Consider the following 20,277-nt stretch of genomic DNA (forward strand, 5'->3'; position numbering starts at 1 on the left):
TGCGGCGTCTCGGTCGCCACTGGTCACCTCACACCCAGGTCGTTGTCGATGAACGCGAACAGGTCGTCGGCGGTGCTGAGCTCCGGGACCGACGAGTCGCCGGCGTCGCGGGCGTCGCCCGAGCCGGTCCACTTGACGAGCAGGGCCTGCAGCCGCACGGTGATCGCGGCGCGGGCGTCGTCGTCGGCGTCGACCGCGGACAGCAGGTTTTCGAGCTTCTGGAGTTCCGCCAGTGCCGGACGGGCGGCCGCGCCGTCACCCAGCGCGGACGTGACGAGCAGGTCCGCCACCCGTGTGATGGTCGGGTGGTCGAAGACGAGCGTCGCCGGCAGCCGCAACCCGGTGCGGGCTTCGAGGCGGTTGCGCAGTTCCACCGACGTCAGCGAGTCGAAGCCGAGTTCGGTGAAGCTGCGGTCGGGCCCGACGGCGTCATCGTGGCCGAGCACGGCCCCGACCTGCTTGCCGACCAGCCCGATCGCGAACGGCAGCCGGTCGTCCTGGGGCAGTTCGGCCAGCCGGGTGGCCAGGTCCGCTCCCCCGGGTTCGAGGGCCGCGGCCGCCGCGCGCCGCGGTGCGGTGGTGACGAGACCGCGCAGGGCCGGCAGGAGCGGGTCCTGCCCGCGCAGCACGGCGAGGTCGAGCCGAAGCGCCGCCACCGCGGGCGACGCCGTGGCGAGGGCGGCGTCGAACAGCGCGACGCCTTCTTCGGTGGCCAGCGGGGGCATGCCGGACCGCTGCATCCGCGCCAGTTCGGCGTCGGTGAGCGCGCCGGTCATGCCGCTGCCGGCGTGCCAGGCGCCCCAGGCGATCGAGACGGCCGCCTGGCCCGCGGCGGCCCGCTGGTGGGCGAGCGCGTCGAGGAAGGCGTTGGCGGCGGCGTAGTTCGCCTGCCCGGCCGCGCCGAGCGTGCCCGCGATCGAGGAGAACAGGACGAACGCCTTCAGGTCGCGGTCGGCGGTGAGTTCGTGCAGGTGCCAGGCGGCGTCGACCTTCGGCGCGAACACCGTGCCGAGCCGCTCGGGCGTCAGGGCTCCGAGCACGCCGTCGTCGAGGACGCCGGCGGCGTGCACGACGGCGGTCAGGTCCGGCACCGTGCCGAGCACGGCGGCCAGGGCCGCGCGGTCGGCGGCGTCGCAGGCCGCGACGCGGACGTCCGCGCCCAGCTTGGCGAGTTCGTCGACGAGGTCGGGGACGCCCGGGGCGGCGTCACCGCGGCGGCCGAGCAGCAGCAGGTGCCGCACGCCGCGTTCGGTGACCAGGTGCCGGGCGAAGGTCGCGCCGAGCCCGCCGGTGCCGCCGGTGATGAGGACAGTGCCGTCGGGGTCCCACAGTGCGGGTTCGGCGGTGGCTTCGGCGGCGGCCAGGCGGGCCGTGTGGAGGTGACCGTCGCGCAGCGCGACCTGGGGTTCTCCGGCCGCGAGGGCACCGGCGACCGCGGCCGACGGGAGGTCGCCGTCGTCGAGGTCGAGCAGGACCAGGCGGCCCGGGTTCTCCAGCTGGGCCGCGCGGAGCAGGCCCCAGACGGCGGCCTGCGCGAGGTCGACGTCTTCGGTGCCGACCGCGACGGCGCGGCGGGTCACGACGACGAGGACCGCACCGGCGGCCCGGTCGTCGGCGAGCCACTGCTGGGTCTGGAGCAGGACGTCGGTCGTGACGGTCCGGACGGCGGTGGGCACCGGCATGCCGGGCGCCGCCGCGGTGACCGGCAGCAGGACGACCGGCGGCACGGGCTCGGCGGACTCCAGCAGCGCCGCCAGGCTCGGGTACTCGACGGCGCCTTCGGCCGTCAGGCCCGGTCCGGCGATCGCCGACGTGCCGGCGGCGGCCAGCGTCGCTTCCGGCAGCTGCGGCCAGGTGAGCCGGTAGCCGGTCGTGGTGCGCGCCGGGGCGGCGATCCCGGTCGGGACGGCCCGCAGCGCCAGCGACTTCACCGCCACGACGGGCGTGCCGTCCACAGTGGACGCGGTGAGCGCGATGGCGTCGCCCGCCTGCGGCGTGATCCGGACCCGCAGGCCGGTCGCGCCGGCCGCCAGGAAGGACGCGCCGGACCAGCTGAACGGGAGCCGACCGGCACCGTCCGCGGACAAGCGGGTGAGCGACGCGGCGTGCAGCGCGGAGTCCAGCAGCGCGGGGTGGACGACGAACGACGCGGCTTCGTCGCGGTCGTCCTCGGCGAGGGCAACTTCGGCGTAGACGTCGTCGCCGTGGCGCCAGGCGCGGGTCAGGCCCTGGAACATCGGGCCGTACCCGAGGCCGCGCTCGGCCATCGTGTCGTAGAAGCCTTCGAGGTCGACGGCTTCGGCGCCCTCCGGCGGCCAGGCGATCGGGTCGGTGGGTTCGACGGCAGCGGCGGGCACGAGGGTGCCGCTCGCGTTCCGGATCCAGGCCGCGTCCGGGTCACCGTCGGCCCGCGAGTAGATCCGCAGCGAGCGACGGCCTTCGTCGTCCGCTCCGGCCACGGCGACCTGCAGGACCACGCGGCCCGCGTCCGGCACGACCAGCGGGGCTTCGAGGGTGAGTTCGTCGACCTGCGGGCAGCCCGCCTGGTCGCCGGCGCGGACGGCGAGTTCGAGCAGCGCCGTGCCGGGGACCACGACGGCGCCGCCGACGGTGTGCCCGGCCAGCCACGGCTGCGCCGCGACCGAAAGCCGGCCGGTGAACAGCAGCCCACCGGTGTCGGGCAGCTCGACGGCCGCCCCGACCAGCGGGTGCCCGGCCGCCCACAGCCCGGCGGCGGAGACGTCGCCCGCCTGGGCGAGCAGGCCCTGCGGCCAGATGTGCTGGTGCTGGAACGCGTAGGTGGGCAGCGGGACGGTGCGCGCGGGGCCGAACACCGCGGGCCAGTCCGCGGTGACGCCGGCGACGTGCAGCCGCCCGAGCGCCTCGGTCGCCGCGGTGGCTTCGGGCCGGTCGCGGCGCAGGAGCGCGACCGTGGCCTGACCGGCGTCGAGCGACTCGGCGGCCATGGCCGCCAGGGTGCCGTCCGGACCGATCTCGGCGAAGACGGTCACGCCCAGCTCGGCCAGGCGGCGCACGGCGGGGCCGAACCGCACCGGGCGGCGGACCTGCTCGACCCAGTGGTCGGCGGACGCGAGGACTTCGGCGGTGACCAGGTCGCCGGTGACCGTCGAGACGATCGGCACCGTCGGCGCGGCGGCCGTCAGCCCGGCGACGACCTTGCGGAAGTCGTCGAGCATCCCGTCCATGCGCGGCGAGTGGAAGGCGTGGCTGACGCGCAGGCGGCGGATCTTGCGACCGTCCGCGGCGAACCGCGCGGCGATCTCCTCGACGCGCCCGGCCTCGCCGGAGAGGACGACCGACGACGGCCCGTTGACCGCGGCGAGGGCGACCTCGTCCTCGCGGCCGTCGAGCAGCGGCCGGACCTCGTCCTCGGTGGCCTGGACGGCGATCATCGCGCCGCCCTCGGGCAGCTGCTGCATGAGCCGGCCGCGCGCGGCGACCAGCGTGCAGGCGTCGTCGAGGCTGAAGACCCCGGCCACGTGCGCGGCGGCGATCTCGCCGACCGAGTGCCCGGTCAGGTACTGCGGCTCGACACCCCAGGAGCGGACCAGCCGGTAGAGCGCGACTTCCAGCGCGAACAGCGCCGGCTGCGCGTAGCGCGTCTCGTCGAGCGCGGCGGCGGCTTCGGTGCCTTCTTCGGCGAAGAGCAGTTCCCGCAGCGGGCGGTCGAGTTCGCGGTCGAGCCGCGTGACGACCTCGTCGAGCGCGTCGGCGAACGCCGGGAAGGCGTCGGCCAGCTCGCGGCCCATGCCGGCCCGCTGGCTGCCCTGGCCGGCGAACAGGAACGCCGGCACGGCTTCCCCGGACGTCCCGGTGACGAGACCGGCCGAGGAGCCACCACGGGCCAGAACCTCAAGCCGCGCTTGGAGTTCTTCACGGGTGCTGCCGACGATGACGGCCCGCTCGGCGAAGTGCGTCCGGGTCGTGGCGAGCGCGAGGCCCAGGTCGGCGGCGGACGCGGGGTGGGCCTGAGTGTGCGCGAGCAGCCGTTCCGCCTGGTCGCGCAGGGCGTCCGGGGTGCGGCCCGAAAGCATCCACGGCACGACCGCAGGTTCGGGCCGGACGGTTACGGGCGCCGCCGCGACGGCGGGCGGCTGCTCGATGACGGTGTGGGCGTTGGTGCCGCTGATGCCGAACGACGAGACGGCGGCGCGGCGCGGGCGGCCGCGGTCGGGCCAGGCGCGGGACTCGGTGAGCAGCGCGATCGTGCCGTCCGACCAGTCGACGTGCGAGGACGGCTCGGTGACGTGCAGGGTGCGCGGCAGCGTGCCGTGGCGCATGGCCTGGACCATCTTGATGATCCCGGCGACGCCGGAGGCGGCCTGGGTGTGGCCGAGGTTCGACTTGATCGACCCGAGCAGCAGCGGGTCGGCGTCGCCGCGTTCCCGGCCGTAGGTGGCCATCAGCGCCTGGGCCTCGATCGGGTCGCCGAGGGTGGTGCCGGTGCCGTGGGCTTCGACGACGTCGATGTCCGAAGTGGACAGTCCGGACGCGGCGAGGGCCTGGCGGATCACGCGTTGCTGCGACGGGCCGTTCGGCGCCGTCAAGCCGTTGGACGCGCCGTCGGAGTTGACGGCCGAACCCTTCACCACGGCCAGGATGTCGTGGCCGTTGCGGCGGGCGTCGGACATCCGCTCCAGCACCAGGATGCCGGCGCCTTCAGACCAGCCCACGCCGTCGGCGGTGTCCGAGAAGGACTTGCAGCGGCCGTCGGCGGAGAGGCCGCGCTGGCGGCTGAAGCCGATGAACGTGCTCGGCGTGGACATCACGGTGACGCCGCCGGCGAGCGCGAGGGAGCATTCCCCGTTCTGCAAGGCGCGGGCCGCGAGGTGCAGTGCGACCAGCGACGACGAGCACGCCGTGTCGACGGTCAGCGTCGGGCCCTCCAGGCCGAGCGCGTAGGCGACGCGGCCGGAGGCGACGCTCGGCGCACTGCCGTTGCCCTGGTAGCCCTCCGTGTCCGGGCTGCCCTGCAGCAACATGCCGTAGTCGGAGTACATGACGCCGACGAACACACCGGTCCGGGAGCCGCGCAGCGACGCGGGATCGACGCCGGTCCGCTCGACGGCCTCCCACGACACTTCCAGTAGCAGCCGCTGCTGCGAGTCCGTGGCCAGGGCTTCACGCGGGCTCATGCCGAAGAACGCCGGGTCGAACTCCCCCGCCTCGTGCAGGAAACCGCCGCTGCGGGTGTAGGACGTGCCGGGGTGGTCGGGGTCCGGGTCGTAGATGCCTTCGACGTCCCAGCCGCGGTTGGCCGGGAAGTCCGAGACGGCGTCGACGCCGCCGTCGACCAGGCCCCACAGGTCCTCGGGCGAGGTGACCCCGCCCGGGTAGCGGCAGCCCATGCCGACGATGACGATCGGGTCGTCGTCGACGGCCTTCGCCGGGACGACCACCTGGGCGGGCACGTCGGCCTCGCCGGCGATCTCGCCGATCAGGAACGCGGCCAGCGCGGCGGGGCTCGGGTAGTCGAAGGTGAGCGTCGCGGGCAGGCGCAGGCCGGTCGCGGCGTCGAGCCGGTTGCGGAGTTCGACGGCGGTCAGCGAGTCGAAGCCGAGTTCGCGGAACGGGCGGTCGGCGGACACGCCGGCCGAAGTGCTGTGCCCGAGCACCGCGGCGACCTGCCCGCGGACCAGGTCGAGCACCGCGCGGGACCGTTCGGCCGGGTTCATCCCGGCGAGGGGGTCGTCCAGCCGCGGCAGGTTGGCCGCGGTGTGGCGGACCGGCGTCCGGACCAGGCCGCGCAGCAGGTGCGTGACCTCGGGCTGGACGCTGAGCGCGGCGAAGTCGAGCCGGACCGGCAACACGGTGTCGAGACCGGTGGCGCAGGCCGCGTCGAACAGGGCCAGGCCCTGCTCGGGTTCGAGGGCGGGCATGCCGGACGCGGCCATCCGCCGCAGGTCGGTGTCGGTGAGCGTGGCGGTCATGCCGCCGGCGCGGGACCACGCGCCCCAGCCGAGCGACAGCGCCGGGAGGCCGGCCGCGCGCCGTCGGCGCACGAGCGCGTCGACGGCGGCGTTGGCCGCGGTGTAGTTCGCCTGCCCGGCCGCGCCGAAGGTGCCCGCGACCGAGGAGAACACGACGAACGCGGCGAGGTCGCCGGTCAGGTCGTCGAGGTGCCAGGCGGCGTCGAACTTCGGCGCGAACACCGTGTCGAGCCGCTCGGGGGTGAGGGAGCCGAGGATGCCGTCGTCGAGGGCACCGGCGGCGTGCACGACCGCGGTCAGCGGGTGTGTCTCGGGAATGTCGGCCAGGACCCGCGCCAGGTCGGCGCGGTCGGCGACGTCGGCCGCGGCGGCCGTGACCTCGGCGCCCGACTCGGCCAGCTCGGCGATCAGGTCCGCCGCGCCCGGGGCGTCCGGGCCGCGACGGCTGACGAGCAGCAGCCGCCGGGTGCCGTGGGTGGTCACGAGGTGCCGGGCCAGGGTCGCACCCAGTCCCCCGGTGCCGCCGGTGATCAGGACGGTGCCGTCGCCGTCCCACGCGATCGGCGTGACGTCGTCACGGCGCGGAGCCCGGGCGACACGGGCGGCGGTGATCTCCCCGGCACGCACGCGCACCTGGGGCTCGCCGGTGGCGAGGACGGCGGCAAGGGAGTCCGTGTTGTCGGTGTTGTCTACGTCAGCCAGCACGAACCGGCCCGGGTTCTCCCGCTGCGCCGAGCGCACGAGGCCCCAGACGGCGGCGGCCGCGAGGTCGGTGTCGGCCTCGGTGGTGACGAACACCAGCCGCGAGCCGGTCAGTTCGGGGGCCGCCGACCAGGCCTGCAGCAGGGCAAGCGCGTCGGCTGTCGCGGCGCGGACGCCTTCGGGGTCGCCGGTGTGGGCCGGGACCGGGTAGACGACGACCTCGGGTGCGGCCGCGACGACCGCGGCGAAGTCCGGCAGGTCGGCGCCGAGAACGGCCCAGTCCGGGCCCGCTTCGACGTCCGGGCGGGGCACCGGGATCCAGTCGAGGTGGTAGAGCGAGTCGGTGTCGTGGCCGACCTTCGCGACGGCCGCGGGGCGCAGCACCAGCGAGTTGACGGTGGCGACCGGGTCGCCGGCCGCGTCACGCAGCTCGATGGCGACGGAATCCTCGCCGCGCCGGGTGATCTTGGCACGAACGACCGCAGCGCCGCTCGCATGAAGAGTGACGCCGCTCCAGGCGAAGGGCAGGCGGCCACCGTCCACATCGGTCAGTCCGGCGTGTTCGGAGGCGTGCAGGACGGCGTCGAGCAGCGCCGGGTGGACGCCGAACGCCGCCGCGTCGCGCTCGGCTTCCTCGGGCAGGACGACGTCGGCGAAGACCGCGTCCTGGCCGCGCCAGACGGCTTTGAGGCCGCGGAACAGCGGGCCGTAGGCGAACCCCCCGGAGGCGAGCCGCTCGTAGAAGCCGTCCAGGGAAACGGGTTCCGCGTCGGCCGGCGGCCACGTGCGGTCGCCGTCGGTGGGCTGGGTCGTGGCGGTGCCGAGGCGGCCGCTCGCGTGGCGCGTCCACGACTGTTCGCCGCCGCCGGCGGGGCTGGAGTAGACGGCGAGGTCGCGGTCGCCCGCGGACCCGGCCGGGCCGACGACGACCTGCAGGCGCACGGCGCCCTCGGACGGCAGGACCAGCGGGACTTCGAGGGTGAGCTCGTCGACGCGGGCGCAGCCGACCTGGTCGGCGGCGCGGATGGCGAGGTCGAGGTACGCGGTGCCGGGCAGCAGGGCCGCGCCGAGCACGAAGTGGTCCGCCAGCCACGGGTGCGTCCGCAGCGAAAGCTGGGCGGTGAACAGGAAGCCGCCCGAGCCGGGCAGTTCGACGCCGGCGCCGAGCAGCGGGTGCCGCGCGGCGGTCAGGCCGACCGAGCCGAGGTCACCGGGGACCGCGCCGGTGGTGCGGGGCCAGTAACGCTCACGCTGGAACGGATACGTGGGCAGGTCCGGGCCGGGACCGGCGGCCGGGCCGAAGAAGGACGTCCAGTTCACGGCCACGCCCGCGACGTGCAGGCGGCCCAGCGCCCGGACGAACGCGGTCTCTTCGTCTTGGTCGCGGCGCAGCAGCGGGACGCACGCGACGTCGGCGTCCAGGGACGCGGCGGTGGCGGCGGACAGCGAGCCGTCGGGGCCGAGTTCGACGACGGCACCGGCGCCGTACTCGCCGAGCGCGGCGACGGCGTCGGCGAACCGGACGGGCCGGCGCACGTGGTCGACCCAGTACTCCGGCGAGCGCAGTTCGGCCGGGTCGGCGAGGCGGCCGGTCACGGTGGACACGATCGGCAGCCGCGGCTCGCCGAACTCCAGGCCGGCCAGGACGGCGGCGAAGTCCTCGAGCATCGGGTCCATCAGCGGCGAGTGGAACGCGTGGCTGACCGTGAGCTGCCGGACGCGGAACCCGGCGGCGGTCAGGGCGGTGCTGCTCTGCTCGACGGCGTCGGCGGTACCGGCGATGACGACGGCGTCGGGGCCGTTGACGGCAGCGATCGACGTGCCGTCGGTGAGCAGCCCGCGGACGTCGGCCTCCGGCGCGCGCACCGAGGCCATCGCCCCGCCGGCCGGGAGCGCGGCCATCAGGCGGCCGCGAGCGGCGACGAGGGTGCAGGCGTCGGCGAGGGACAGGACGTCGGCGACGTGGGCCGCGGCGATCTCGCCGACGGAGTGCCCGACGAGCCAGGAAGGCTTGACGCCGAAGGACTCCAGCAGCCGGAACAACGCGACGCTCAGGGCGAACGTGGCGGGCTGGGTCCAGTCGGTCCGGTCGAGCAGGGTGGCCTCGGGCGAGCCCGGCTCGGCGAACACGACGTCGCGCAGCGGGCGGTCCAGGTGCGGGTCGAGGTGGGCGCAGACGGCGTCGAGCGCGTCGGCGAACACCGGGAACCGCCGGTACAGCTCGTGGCCCATGCCGGGACGCTGGGCGCCCTGACCGGCGAAGACGAACGCGCTCTTGGCCCGCGAGCGAGCGGGTGCCGTGGCCGGGGTCTCCCCCGCGGCGAGGGCGGCCAGTTCGGCCAGCGGGTCGTCGCCGACGATGGCCGCGCGGTGCTCGAACGCCGTGCGTGTGGTGGCCAAGGCCCGGGCGAGCCCAGCGGGAGCCGCCTCCCGGGACAGGAGGTCGTGCAGCTGCCCGGCCTGGGCGGCGAGGGCCTGCGGGGTACGCGCCGCCAGCAACAGCGGCACGGTCGCGGGCTCCGCCGCGACGGGAGCTTCCGGCGCGGGCGGGGCTTGTTCGAGGATCGCGTGGGCGTTGGTGCCGCTCAGGCCGAACGACGAGACGCCGGCGCGGCGCGGACGGCCGGTCTCCGGCCAGGTCTGGTGCTCGGTCAGCACCTTCACGGCCCCGGCGGTCCAGTCGACGCGGCTCGAGACCTCGTCGACGTGCAGCGTCCGCGGGAGTTCGCCGTGGCGCAGGGCCAGGATCATCTTGATGACCCCCGCGACGCCCGCGGCGGCCTGGGTGTGGCCGAGGTTGGACTTGACCGCGCCGAGCCACAGGGGCTCGCCGTCGCGGTCGCGGCCGTAGGTGGCCAGCAGGGCCTGCGCCTCGATCGGGTCGCCCAGCACCGTGCCGGTGCCGTGGGCCTCGACCGCGTCGACGTCCGATGTGGACAGTCCGGCGTCGGCCAGGGCCTGGCGGATGACGCGCTGCTGGGCCGGGCCGTTGGGGGCCGTCAGGCCGTTGGACGCGCCGTCGGAGTTGACGGCCGTGCCGCGCAGCACCGCCAGCACCGGGTGCCCCTGCGAGCGGGCCGTCGAGAGGCGTTCGACGACGAGCATGCCGGCGCCCTCGGACCAGCCGGTGCCGTCGGCGGCGTCGGCGAAGGGCTTGCAGCGCCCGTCCGCGGCGAGGCCGCCCTGGCGGGCGAACTCGGCGAAGGAGTTCGGGGTGGACATCACGGTGACGCCGCCGACGAGTGCGGCGCCGCACTCGCCGCGGCGCAGGGCCTGCGCGGCCCAGTGCAGCGCGACCAGCGACGACGAGCACGCGGTGTCGACGGTGACCGACGGCCCTTCCAGCCCGAGCGTGTAGGACAGCCGCCCGGACATCACGCTCGCGGTGTTGCCGGTGGCGAGGTGGCCCTGGACGTCTTCGCCGGAGGTGGCGAGCAGGTTCACGTAGTCCTGGCCGTTGGTGCCGACGAACACGCCGGTGTCACCGCCGCGCAGGGTGGCCGGATCGATGCCGGCGCGCTCCAGCGCTTCCCACGAGACTTCCAGCAGCAGCCGCTGCTGCGGGTCCATCGCGACGGCTTCCCGCGGCGAGATGCCGAAGAAGTCCGCGTCGAAACCGGCTACGCCGTCGAGGAAACCGCCGGTCAGCGCGTACTCGTAGCCGGAGGCCAGCATGCCCAGGTCCCAGCCGCGGTCGGCCGGGAACGCCGTGATGCCGTCCTCGCCGCCGGTGAGCAGGCGCCAGTAGTCCTCGGGCCCGTCCACGCCGCCGGGGAACCGGCAGCCCATGCCGACGATGACGATCGGGTCGTCGTCCGCCGCCGCGCCGCCGGTCACCAGGCGGACCGGCGTTTCGAGGGTGCCGGCCAGCTCGCCGAGCAGGTACTCGGTCAGGACTTCCGGGGTCGGGTGGTCGAAGACCAGCGACGGCGGGAGGTCGAGCCCGGTCGCCAGGGTCAGCGTGTTGCGGAGTTCGACGGCGGTGAGCGAGTCGAAACCGAGGTCGCGGAACGCGCGGTCGGCCGCGACGCCGCCGGTCCCGGCGTGCCCGAGGACCAGGGCGACCTGCTCCAGCAGCAGACCGAGCAGGAAGTCGAACCGGTCGTGCTCGGGCACGGCCGCCAAGCGGGCGCGAAGGCCTTCGTCACCGCGCGGCGACGAGCCGCGCAACGCCGCCAGGACGTCCTTCGCCGCCGGGATGCCGCTGAGCAGCGGGCTCGGCCGCAGCCCGGAAAGCACGGGTGCGTACCGGGTCCAGTCGATGTCGGCGACGGCGATCGTGGTGTCGTCGTGCCCGAGCGCGCGCTCCAGCGCGGCACCCGCGCGGTCCGGGTCCATCGGCGCGAGGCCGCCGCGACGGGCCCGTTCCGCGACGCCGGCTTCGAGCATGCCGTCACCGGCCCACGGGCCCCACGCGACCGAGGTCGCGGTCAGGCCGAGGCCGCGGCGGTGCTCGGCGAGCGCGTCGAGGGTCGTGTTCGCGGCCGCGTAGACCGCCTGGCCGGCCGACCCCAAGGTGCCGGCGACCGAGGAGAACAGCACGAAGTTCGCGAGGTCGGCGGTGCGGGTCAGCTCGTGCAGGTGAATCGCCGACGTGACCTTGGCGCGGTGCACGGCGGCGAACCGCTCCGGGGTGAGCGAGTCGAGGACGGCGTCGTCGAGCACACCGGCGGTGTGCACGACCTCGGTCAGCGGCCGGTCTTCGGGGATGGTGGCCAGCACGGCGGCGAGGGCGGCGCGGTCGGCGACGTCGCACGCGGCGATCGTCACCTCTGCGCCCAGCTCGACCAGCTCGTCGCGGAGTTCCGGCGCGCCGGGCGCGCCGGTGCCGCGGCGGCTGAGCAGCAGCAGGTGGGTGCGGCCGGCGCGGGCCAGCAGCCGGGCCGTCACGGCGCCGAGGGCGCCGGTGCCACCGGTGATCAGGGTGGTGCCACCGGTGACGTCGGCGCGGGACCGGCGGGTGGTGACCGGAGCGGCGACGAGGCGGCGGCCGAACACCCCGGCCGGGCGGATCGCGAGCTGGTCCTCGCCGTCGGCACCGGCCAGCGCGGCGGCGAGACGTCGAGGCACCTCGGCGTCGAGGTCGCCCGGGAGGTCGATCAGGCCGCCCCAGCGCTGGGGCAGTTCGAGCGCCGCGGCACGGCCCAGGCCCCAGACGGCGGCCTGAGCGGCGTGGGCGACCGGCTCGCCGGGCGAGACGGCGACGGCTTCGCGGGTCACGCACCACAGCGGCGCGCCGATCCCGGCGTCGCCCAGGGCCTGCAGCAGCGTGGTCGTCGCGGTCAGCCCGGCCGGGACGCCGGGGAAGCCGGATTCGTCCAGCGCCAGCAGGGAAAGCACCCCGGTGGCGTCGTCCGGCAGGAGCGCGGCGACCTCGGTGCGATCCAGCGCCGGGTCGAGGGCCAGGGGTTCCGTGCCGAAGTAGCCGGCGACGGTCGTGACCCACGGGTCGTCGGCCAGTGTGGCCGGGACGACCACGAGCCACGAGCCGAGGGTGCCGGAGCGGCCGGCGTTGACCGGGGTCCAGGTCGCGCGGTAGCGCCATCTGTCCACAAGGGACTCGTCGGCGCGCGACCGGCGGTAGGACGACAGCGCGGGCAGGATCGCGCCGAGCGAGGCGTCGTCGACGTCGAGGCGGGCGGCCAGGCCGGTGACGTCGTGGCGGTCCACGGCGTCCCAGAACTCGGCGTCCCCGCCGCCGGCCGGCTGGGCCGGGGCGGTCGGCGGCCAGAACCACTCGTGCTGGAAGGCGTAGGTCGGCAGGGCGACGCGGCGGGCGCCGGTGCCGGCGTAGAAGGCGGGCCAGTCGACGCGGACGCCTTCGACGAACAGCTGCCCGAGGGCGCCGACGAGCGTCTCGACGTCGTCGCGGTTGCGTCGCGCCACGGCGACCGCGGACACGTCGGGGAGGATCTCGGTGACCATCGCGGACAGCACGGCGTCCGGCCCGACCTCGACGAACAGGCCGGTCCCGGCCTCGCGCAGCCGGGTCGTGACGGCGCCGAAGCGGACGGGTTCGCGGACGTGGGCGACCCAGCGTTCCGGGTCGGTGACGTCGCCGTCGGCGATCAGCGGCACCGCCGGGGCGCTGAAGGTCAGTCCCGCCACGACCTCGCGGAACGCGGGCAGCATCGGGTCCATCAGCGCCGAGTGGAACGCGTGCGAGACCGTCAGCCGCTTGGTCTCCTCGAAGTGGCTCGCGGCGGCGAGCACGGCCGCCTCGGTGCCGGAGAGCACCACCGAGCGCGGCCCGTTGACGGCGGCGAGCGCGACGTCGTCGCCCAGGTACGGCGCGACCTCGTCTTCGGTGGCGCGGACGGCGACCATCGCGCCGCCCGGTTCGAGCTGCTGCATCAGCGATGCGCGCGCCGTGACCAGCGTGCAGGCGTCGTCCAGAGAGAGCACCCCGGCGACGTGCGCGGCGGCGATCTCGCCGACGGAGTGGCCGGCGACGAAGTCGGGCCGGACGCCCCAGGCGGCGAGCAGCTTGGCCAGCGCGACCTCGACCGCGAACAACGCGGGCTGGGCGAACTCGGTGCGGGACAACGCCTCGGCGTCGTCGGACCACAGGACGTCCCGCACGCGGGCGTCGAGGCGGTCGAGCAGCTCGTCGAGGGCGGCGGCGAAGACCGGGTACCGCTCGTACAGCCCGCGGGTCATCCCGGGCCGCTGGGCACCCTGGCCGGTGAAGACGAACGCCGTCTTCGGGATCGACTTGGCCTCACCCAGGCTGACCAGGGCAGACGGGCGCCCGGCGGCCAGTGCGGCCAGGCCGTCGGCGGCCGACGCGGTGTCGGTCGCGCGGACGACGGCGCGGTGGTCGAACGCCGACCGCGTGGTGGCGAGCGAGAACCCGAGGTCGGCCAGCGGCGTCCCGCTGACGACGTCGAGCAGGCGGGCGGCCTGGTCGCGCAGGGCGTCCGGGGTGCGGCCGGTGACGACCAGCGGGACGCAGGCCGGTTCGGCCGCTTCGACGACGGCGGCGGCCGCTGCGGCGGGCGGCTCTTCGATGATGGTGTGGGCGTTGGTGCCGCTGATGCCGAACGACGAGATGCCCGCGCGGCGGGGGCGGCCGGGCGAGGGCCACGGCTGGGCGTCGGTGAGCAGCTCGACGTTCCCGGCGGCCCATTCGACGTGCGTCGAGGGCTCGGTGACGTGCAGGGTGCGCGGCAGTGTCTCGTGCCGCATCGCCTGGACCATCTTGATGATCCCGGCGACACCCGCGGCGGCCTGCGCGTGGCCGATGTTGGACTTGATCGAGCCCAGCCGCAGCGGGGTCTCGCGGTCCTGGCCGTAGGTGGCGAGCACGGCCTGGGCCTCGATCGGGTCGCCCAGGGTGGTGCCGGTGCCGTGCGCCTCGACGACGTCGACGTCCGCAGTGGACAGTCCGGACGCGGCGAGCGCCTGGCGGATCACGCGTTGCTGCGAGGGGCCGTTGGGGGCGGTCAGGCCGTTGGACGCGCCGTCGGAGTTGACCGCCGAGCCGCGGACGACGGCGAGGATGTCGTGGCCGTTGCGACGGGCGTCCGACATCCGCTCCAGGACGAGGATGCCGGCGCCTTCGGACCAGCCGACGCCGTCGGCGGTGTCCGAAAAGGACTTGCAGCGGCCGTCTTCGGCGATGCCGCGCTGACGGCTGGAGGCGATGAACGAGCCGGGCGTCGACATCACGGTGACACCACCGGCCAGCGCCAGGGAGCACTCCCCCTGCCGCAGCGCCTGCGCGGCCCAGTGCAGCGCGACCAGCGACGACGAGCACGCGGTGTCGACCGTGACGGTCGGGCCTTCGAGGCCCATCGTGTAGGCGATCCGGCCGGACGCGACGCTCGGCGCGCTGCCGTTGCCCTGGTACGCCTCGGCTTCCGGGCTGCCCTGCAGCAGCATCCCGTAGTCGGAGTACATCACGCCGACGAAGACGCCGGTCCGGGAGCCGCGCAGCGACACCGGGTCGACCCCGGCACGCTCGACGGCTTCCCAGGAAACCTCGAGCAGCAGGCGCTGCTGCGAGTCCGTGGCGATGGCTTCGCGCGGGCTCATCCCGAAGAACGCCGGGTCGAACTGCCCCGCGTCGTGCAGGAAACCGCCACTGCGCGTGTAGGACGTCCCGGGGTGGTCGGGGTCGGGGTTGTAGAGGCCTTCGACGTCCCAGCCGCGGTTGACCGGGAAGCCGGACACCGCGTCGACACCGCCGTCGACCAGGCCCCAGAGGTCTTCCGGCGAGCCGACGCCGCCCGGGTACCGGCAGCCCATGCCGACGATGACGATCGGGTCGTCGGACACGGGCCGCAACGTCGTCGGCGCGTCGGTCGTCTCTGCGGCGGCGCCGGTCAGTTCCCGGTCGAGGTGCGTGGCCAGGGCTTCGGGCGTCGGGTAGTCGAAGACGAGCGTCGCGGGCAAGCGCAGGCCGGTCGCGGCGTCGAGGCGGTTGCGCAGCTCGACGGCCGTCAGCGAGTCGAAGCCGAGGTCCTTGAACGCGCTGCGGACGTCGACGGTGTCGGTCGCCGCGTAGCCGAGCACGAGGCCCGCTTCGGCGCGGACGAGGTCTTCGAGGACGCGGGCCCGGTCGGCCGGGTCCAGCGCGCCGAGGCGTTCGGCCAGCGCGGACGCCGGAACCGCGCCGGCCGCCGGCCGGCCGCCACCGGGGACGAGCCCGCGCAGCAGCGGCGGGATGCCCGGGCGGCCGCGCAGGGCGGCGAGGTCCACGCGCATCGGCAGCACGGCGGGTTCGTTCTCGGCCAGCGCCGCGTCGAACAACGCGAGGCCCTGGGCGGGGTCGAGGGACGGCAGGCCGGCCGCGGCCAGGCGGCGGTGGTCGGCGTCGGACAGGTGCGCGGCCATGCCCGCGTCACCGGCCCAGGCGCCCCAGGCCAGGGACAGGCCCGGCAGCCCGAGCGCGCGGCGGCGCTGGGCGAGCGCGTCGAGGAAGGCGTTGGCGGCGGCGTAGTTGCCCTGGCCGGGGCTGCCGAGCACGCCGGCGGCCGAGGAGAACAGGACGAACGCGCCGAGGTCGTGGTCGCGGGTCAGCTCGTGCAGCGCCCAGGCCGCGTCGACCTTGGCGCGGAAGACGGTGGCGACGCGCTCGGGCGTCAGGGTTTCGATGACGCCGTCGTCGAGGACGCCGGCGGTGTGCACGACGGCGCCGAGCGGGTGCTCCGCCGGGATCGAGCCGAGCAGCGCGGTCAGCGCGTCACGGTCGGCGGCGTCGCAAGCCACCACGGACGCCTGGGCGCCGAGCGCGGCCAGGTCGGCGACGAGGTCGGCCGCGCCGGGCGCGTCGAGGCCGCGACGGCCGGCGAGCAGCAGGTTTCGGACGCCGTGTTCGGTGACCAGGTGCTTCGCGACCAGACCGCCCAGGCCCCCGGTGCCGCCGGTGACGAGGACCGTGGCGCCGTCGGGGATCCGCGTCGTGGCGGGCTCGTCGCCGACCGGCAGGCGGGCCAGCCGCGGCAGCACGATGCCGCCGTCGCGGATCGCGGCCTGGGACTCGCCGGAGCCGAGCAGCCGCGGCAGGACCGCGGCCAGGTCGTCGGGGTCGGTGACGTCGACCAGCACGAACCGCTCGGGGTGTTCGGCCTGGGCCGCGCGGACCAGGCCCCAGACCGCGGCGGCGGCGGGGTCGACGTCGTCGTCCGGGAGGACCGCCTCGGCGCCGCTGGTGACGAACACCAGCCGCGAGCGGGCGAAGTCTTCGTCGGCCAGCCAGCTCTGCAGCAGTTCGAGGGCCCAGGAGGTGGCGGCGTGGGCCGCGGCCGCGGCGCCCTCGCCGGTCGGCGGGAGCGGGGCCAGCACGACGGCGGGCGGGGTGTCGGCGGCGATCCGGATCGTGCGCAGGTCGTCGAACACGGCCGGGGCGGAGAAGCCGAAGTCCGCGCCGTGGCCCAGGAGGACCCAGTCCGCGTCGTCGGCGGGCTTCGTCATCGAGACGGCCGGGACCGGCGTCCACACCGTGCGGAAGAGGGAATCGTGGCGGGTGGCGCGGACTTCGCCGGCGCTGACCGCGCGGAAGGTGAGCGACTCCGCCGCCAGCACGGGGTTGCCCGCGGTGTCGGTGACCTCGACGGACACCGCGTTGTCGCCGGCCGGGGCGAGCCGGGCCCGCAGTGTCGAGGCGTGCGAGGGGTGCACGCCGACGCCGCGCCAGGAGAACGGGAGGCCGTCGCGGTCTTCGTAGTGGGCCGACGCGTGCAGGACCGCGTCCAGCAGCGCCGGGTGCAGGCCGAACGAGGACGCCTCGGCCTCGTGCTCCGGCGGCAGCGCGACCTCGGCGTAGATCTCCTCGCCGACGCGCCAGGCGGCACGCAGGCCGCGGAACGCCGGGCCGTAGTCCAGGCCCTGGTCGACGAGCCCGTCGTAGAAACCGTCGAGGACGATCGGCTCGGCCCCGGCCGGCGGCCACTGCGGGCCGACGGTCGCGACCACGGCGCCGCCGACACCGAGACGGCCGCTCGCGTGCCGCACCCAGGTCTGGGCGTCGCCGTCGTCCTGCTGCGAGAAGACGCTGAGCGAGCGGCTGCCGTCGACGTCGGGCGGGCCGACGACGACCTGCAGCCGCACCCCGGTCGTCGCGGGCAGGACCAGCGGGGCCGCGAGGGTCAGCTCTTCGACGCGGGCGCAGCCGACCTGGGCACCGGCGCGGCCGGCCAGCTCCAGGAACGCCGTGCCGGGCAGGAGCTTCGCGCCGAGCACGACGTGCTGGCCCAGCCACGGCTGCCGGTTGACCGACAGCTGGCCGGCGAACAGGAACCCGCCCGATTCGGGTAGTTCCACGGCGGCGCCGAGCAGCGGGTGCCCGGCCGCGTCGAAGCCGAGCCGGCTGAGGTCGCCGCCGGTGCCGGCTTCGAGCCAGTAGGTGCGGCGCTGGAAGGCGTACGTCGGCAGCTCGATCGTCCGGGCGCCGGTGCCCTCGTGCCACGCCGTCCAGTCGAACTTGCCGCCGCGGACGTGCCAGCGGGCCAGGGCGGAGAGCAGCGTGGTGGTCTCGTCGCGGCCACGGCGTGACGCCGGGATGCAGTCGGTGTCGAGCGTGGGGTCGAGCAGCTCGGCCGTCATCGCGGACAGCGTCGCGTCCGGGCCGACCTCGAGGAAGGTGCGGGCGCCGCGGGAGACCAGGTCCGCGACCGTGTCGGCGAACCGGACGGCGTCGCGCACGTGCGAGACCCAGTAGTCCACAGTGGACACGTCGCCGGTCGCGACGACCGGGATCGTCGGGGCGGCGAACTTCAGCCCGAGCAGCACCCCGCGGAACTGGTCGAGGATCGGGTCCATCAGCGGTGAGTGGAAGGCGTGGGACACCTTGAGCCGCTTGGTCTTCTCGAACTGCCCGGCCACGGCCAGCACGGCGTCCTCGGTGCCGGAGAGCACCACGGCCTGCGGGCCGTTGACGGCCGCGATCGCGACGCCGTCGGTCAGCAACGGCAGCACGTCGGCTTCGGCGGCCTGCACGGCGACCATCACGCCGCCGTCCGGCAGGGCCTGCATGAGCCGGCCGCGGGCGGAGACCAGGGTGCACGCGTCGGCCAGGGACAGCACCCCGGCGACGTGGGCCGCGGCGATCTCGCCGACCGAGTGGCCGGCGACGAAGGCGGGACGCACGCCGAGGGATTCGAGCAGGCGGTAGAGCGCGACTTCGAAGGCGAAGAGGGCGGGCTGGGCGACGCCGGTACCGTCCGAAGCGGACTCGTCGTCGCCGGTCAGCGCGTCCCGGACGGCCGGGTCGAGCAGCGCGAGGATCTCGTCGAGGGCCGCGGCGAACACCGGGAACGCGGCCGCGAGGGTGCGGCCCATCCCGGCCCGCTGCGAGCCCTGGCCGGTGAACAGGAACGCCGCGTCGCCGGTGTGCAGCGCCGAACCGGCGTGCACGCCGGGGGCGACGTTTCCGGCGGCGAGCGCGCGCAGGCCGTCGAGGAGCTCGTCGCGGGTGGTGCCGGTGACGACGGCCCGCTGCGGGAACGCGACGCGGGTGTCCGCCAGCGAGCCGGCGACGTCGAGGGCGGTGATGTCGGCGTGGTCGTCGAGGTGCGTGAGCAGGCGCGCGGCTTGATCGCGGACGGCGTCCGCGGTGCGCCCGGAGATCGGCCACAAATACCCGGCGGGCGCGCGCTGCGGCTCGGCGGCTTCGACGGGGGTGTCGCCGGGTTGTTCGAGGATGATGTGCGCGTTCGTGCCGCTGATGCCGAACGACGACACGGCCGCGCGGCGCGGTTTCCCGGTCTCCGGCCACGGCCGCTGCTCGGTGAGCAGCGAGACGGCGCCGGCGGTCCAGTCCACATGGGACGTCGGGGCGTCGACGTGCAGGGTCTTGGGCAGGACGCCGTGGCGCATCGCCATGATCATCTTGATGATGCCGCCGACGCCGGCCGCGGACTGCGTGTGACCGACGTTCGACTTCAAGGAACCCAGCCACAGCGGCCGGTCGGTCGGCCGGTCGCCGCCGTAGGTGGCCAGCAGGGCCTGGGCCTCGATCGGGTCGCCGAGCACCGTGCCGGTGCCGTGGGCCTCGACGGTGTCGATGTCGGCGGGCGCGAGCCCGGCGTTGTCGAGGGCCTGGCGGATCACGCGCTGCTGCGACGGGCCGTTGGGGGCGGTGATGCCGTTGGACGCGCCGTCGGAGTTCACCGCGGACCCGCGGAGCACGGCGAGCACCTGGTGTCCGTTGCGCCGCGCGTCGGACAGCCGCTCCAGCAGCAGCATGCCGGCGCCTTCGGAGAACCCGGCGCCGTCGGCCGCGTCGGCGAACGACTTGCAGCGGCCGTCGGAGGCGAGGCCGCCCTGCCGGTCGAACTCCCCGTACAGGCCGGGCGTCGCCATCACCGTGACGCCGCCGGCCAGGGCCAGCGAGCACTCGCGGGCCCGCAGCGAACGGGCGGCCCAGTGCAGCGCGACCAGCGACGACGAGCAGGCGGTGTCGACCGTGACGGCCGGGCCCTCCAGGCCGTAGAAGTAGGCGATCCGGCCGGAGATGACCGAGCACTCGGTGCCGGTGACCAGGTAGCCCTCGACGCCGTCGGGCAGCGCGGCGAGGCCGCGGCCGTAGTCCTGGGACGCCGCGCCGACGAACACGCCGCCGGTGCTGCCTTCGAGGCTGCCGGGGTCGATCCCGGCCCGCTCGAACGCTTCCCAGGCCAGCTCCAGCACGATCCGCTGCTGCGGGTCCATCGCCAGCGCTTCCCGCGGCGAGATGCCGAAGAACGCCGGGTCGAAGTCACCGGCCTGGTGCAGGAACCCGCCCTGGTGGGCGCTCTCGGGCCAGCCGCGGCCGTCCGGGAAGCCGGACACCGCGTCGACCCCGTCGGCGACCAGCCGCCACAGCTCGTCCGGGGATTCGACCCCACCCGGGTAGCGGCAGCTCATCGCGACGATCGCGACGGGCTCGCTCGACGTCGAGAGGAGATTCTGGTTCTGTCGCCGCAGCTGCTGGTTCTCCTGCACCGCGACGCGCAACGCCTCGACAACTCGATCGGACCCGGCCGGCATAGTCTTCTCCACGGTGAGCGCATCGGTGTTGACGGTTACCTGGGTAGCGCCACCGCGTCGGCGTTCTCCTCTGGACCGGCGGCGGGCGAACGTCCTTCTTGGCGAGTGAGTCAACCGCACGGCAGACCCGGAAACGTCTAGTTGTTGCCCG

General features: G+C 75.3%; 1 protein-coding gene. It reads right to left on the reverse strand.

From position 1 onward, the window contains the following. Positions 1 to 23 precede the first annotated feature (23 nt). On the reverse strand, positions 24 to 20,126 hold the full coding sequence (locus tag OHS58_RS13480; protein WP_328648434.1) for a type I polyketide synthase: 20,103 nt from the start codon (positions 20,124 to 20,126) through the stop codon (positions 24 to 26). Between the last annotated feature and the right edge of the window lie 151 nt (positions 20,127 to 20,277).

The organism is Amycolatopsis sp. NBC_00348, from assembly GCF_036114655.1.
In the GTDB taxonomy this organism is placed as follows: domain Bacteria; phylum Actinomycetota; class Actinomycetes; order Mycobacteriales; family Pseudonocardiaceae; genus Amycolatopsis.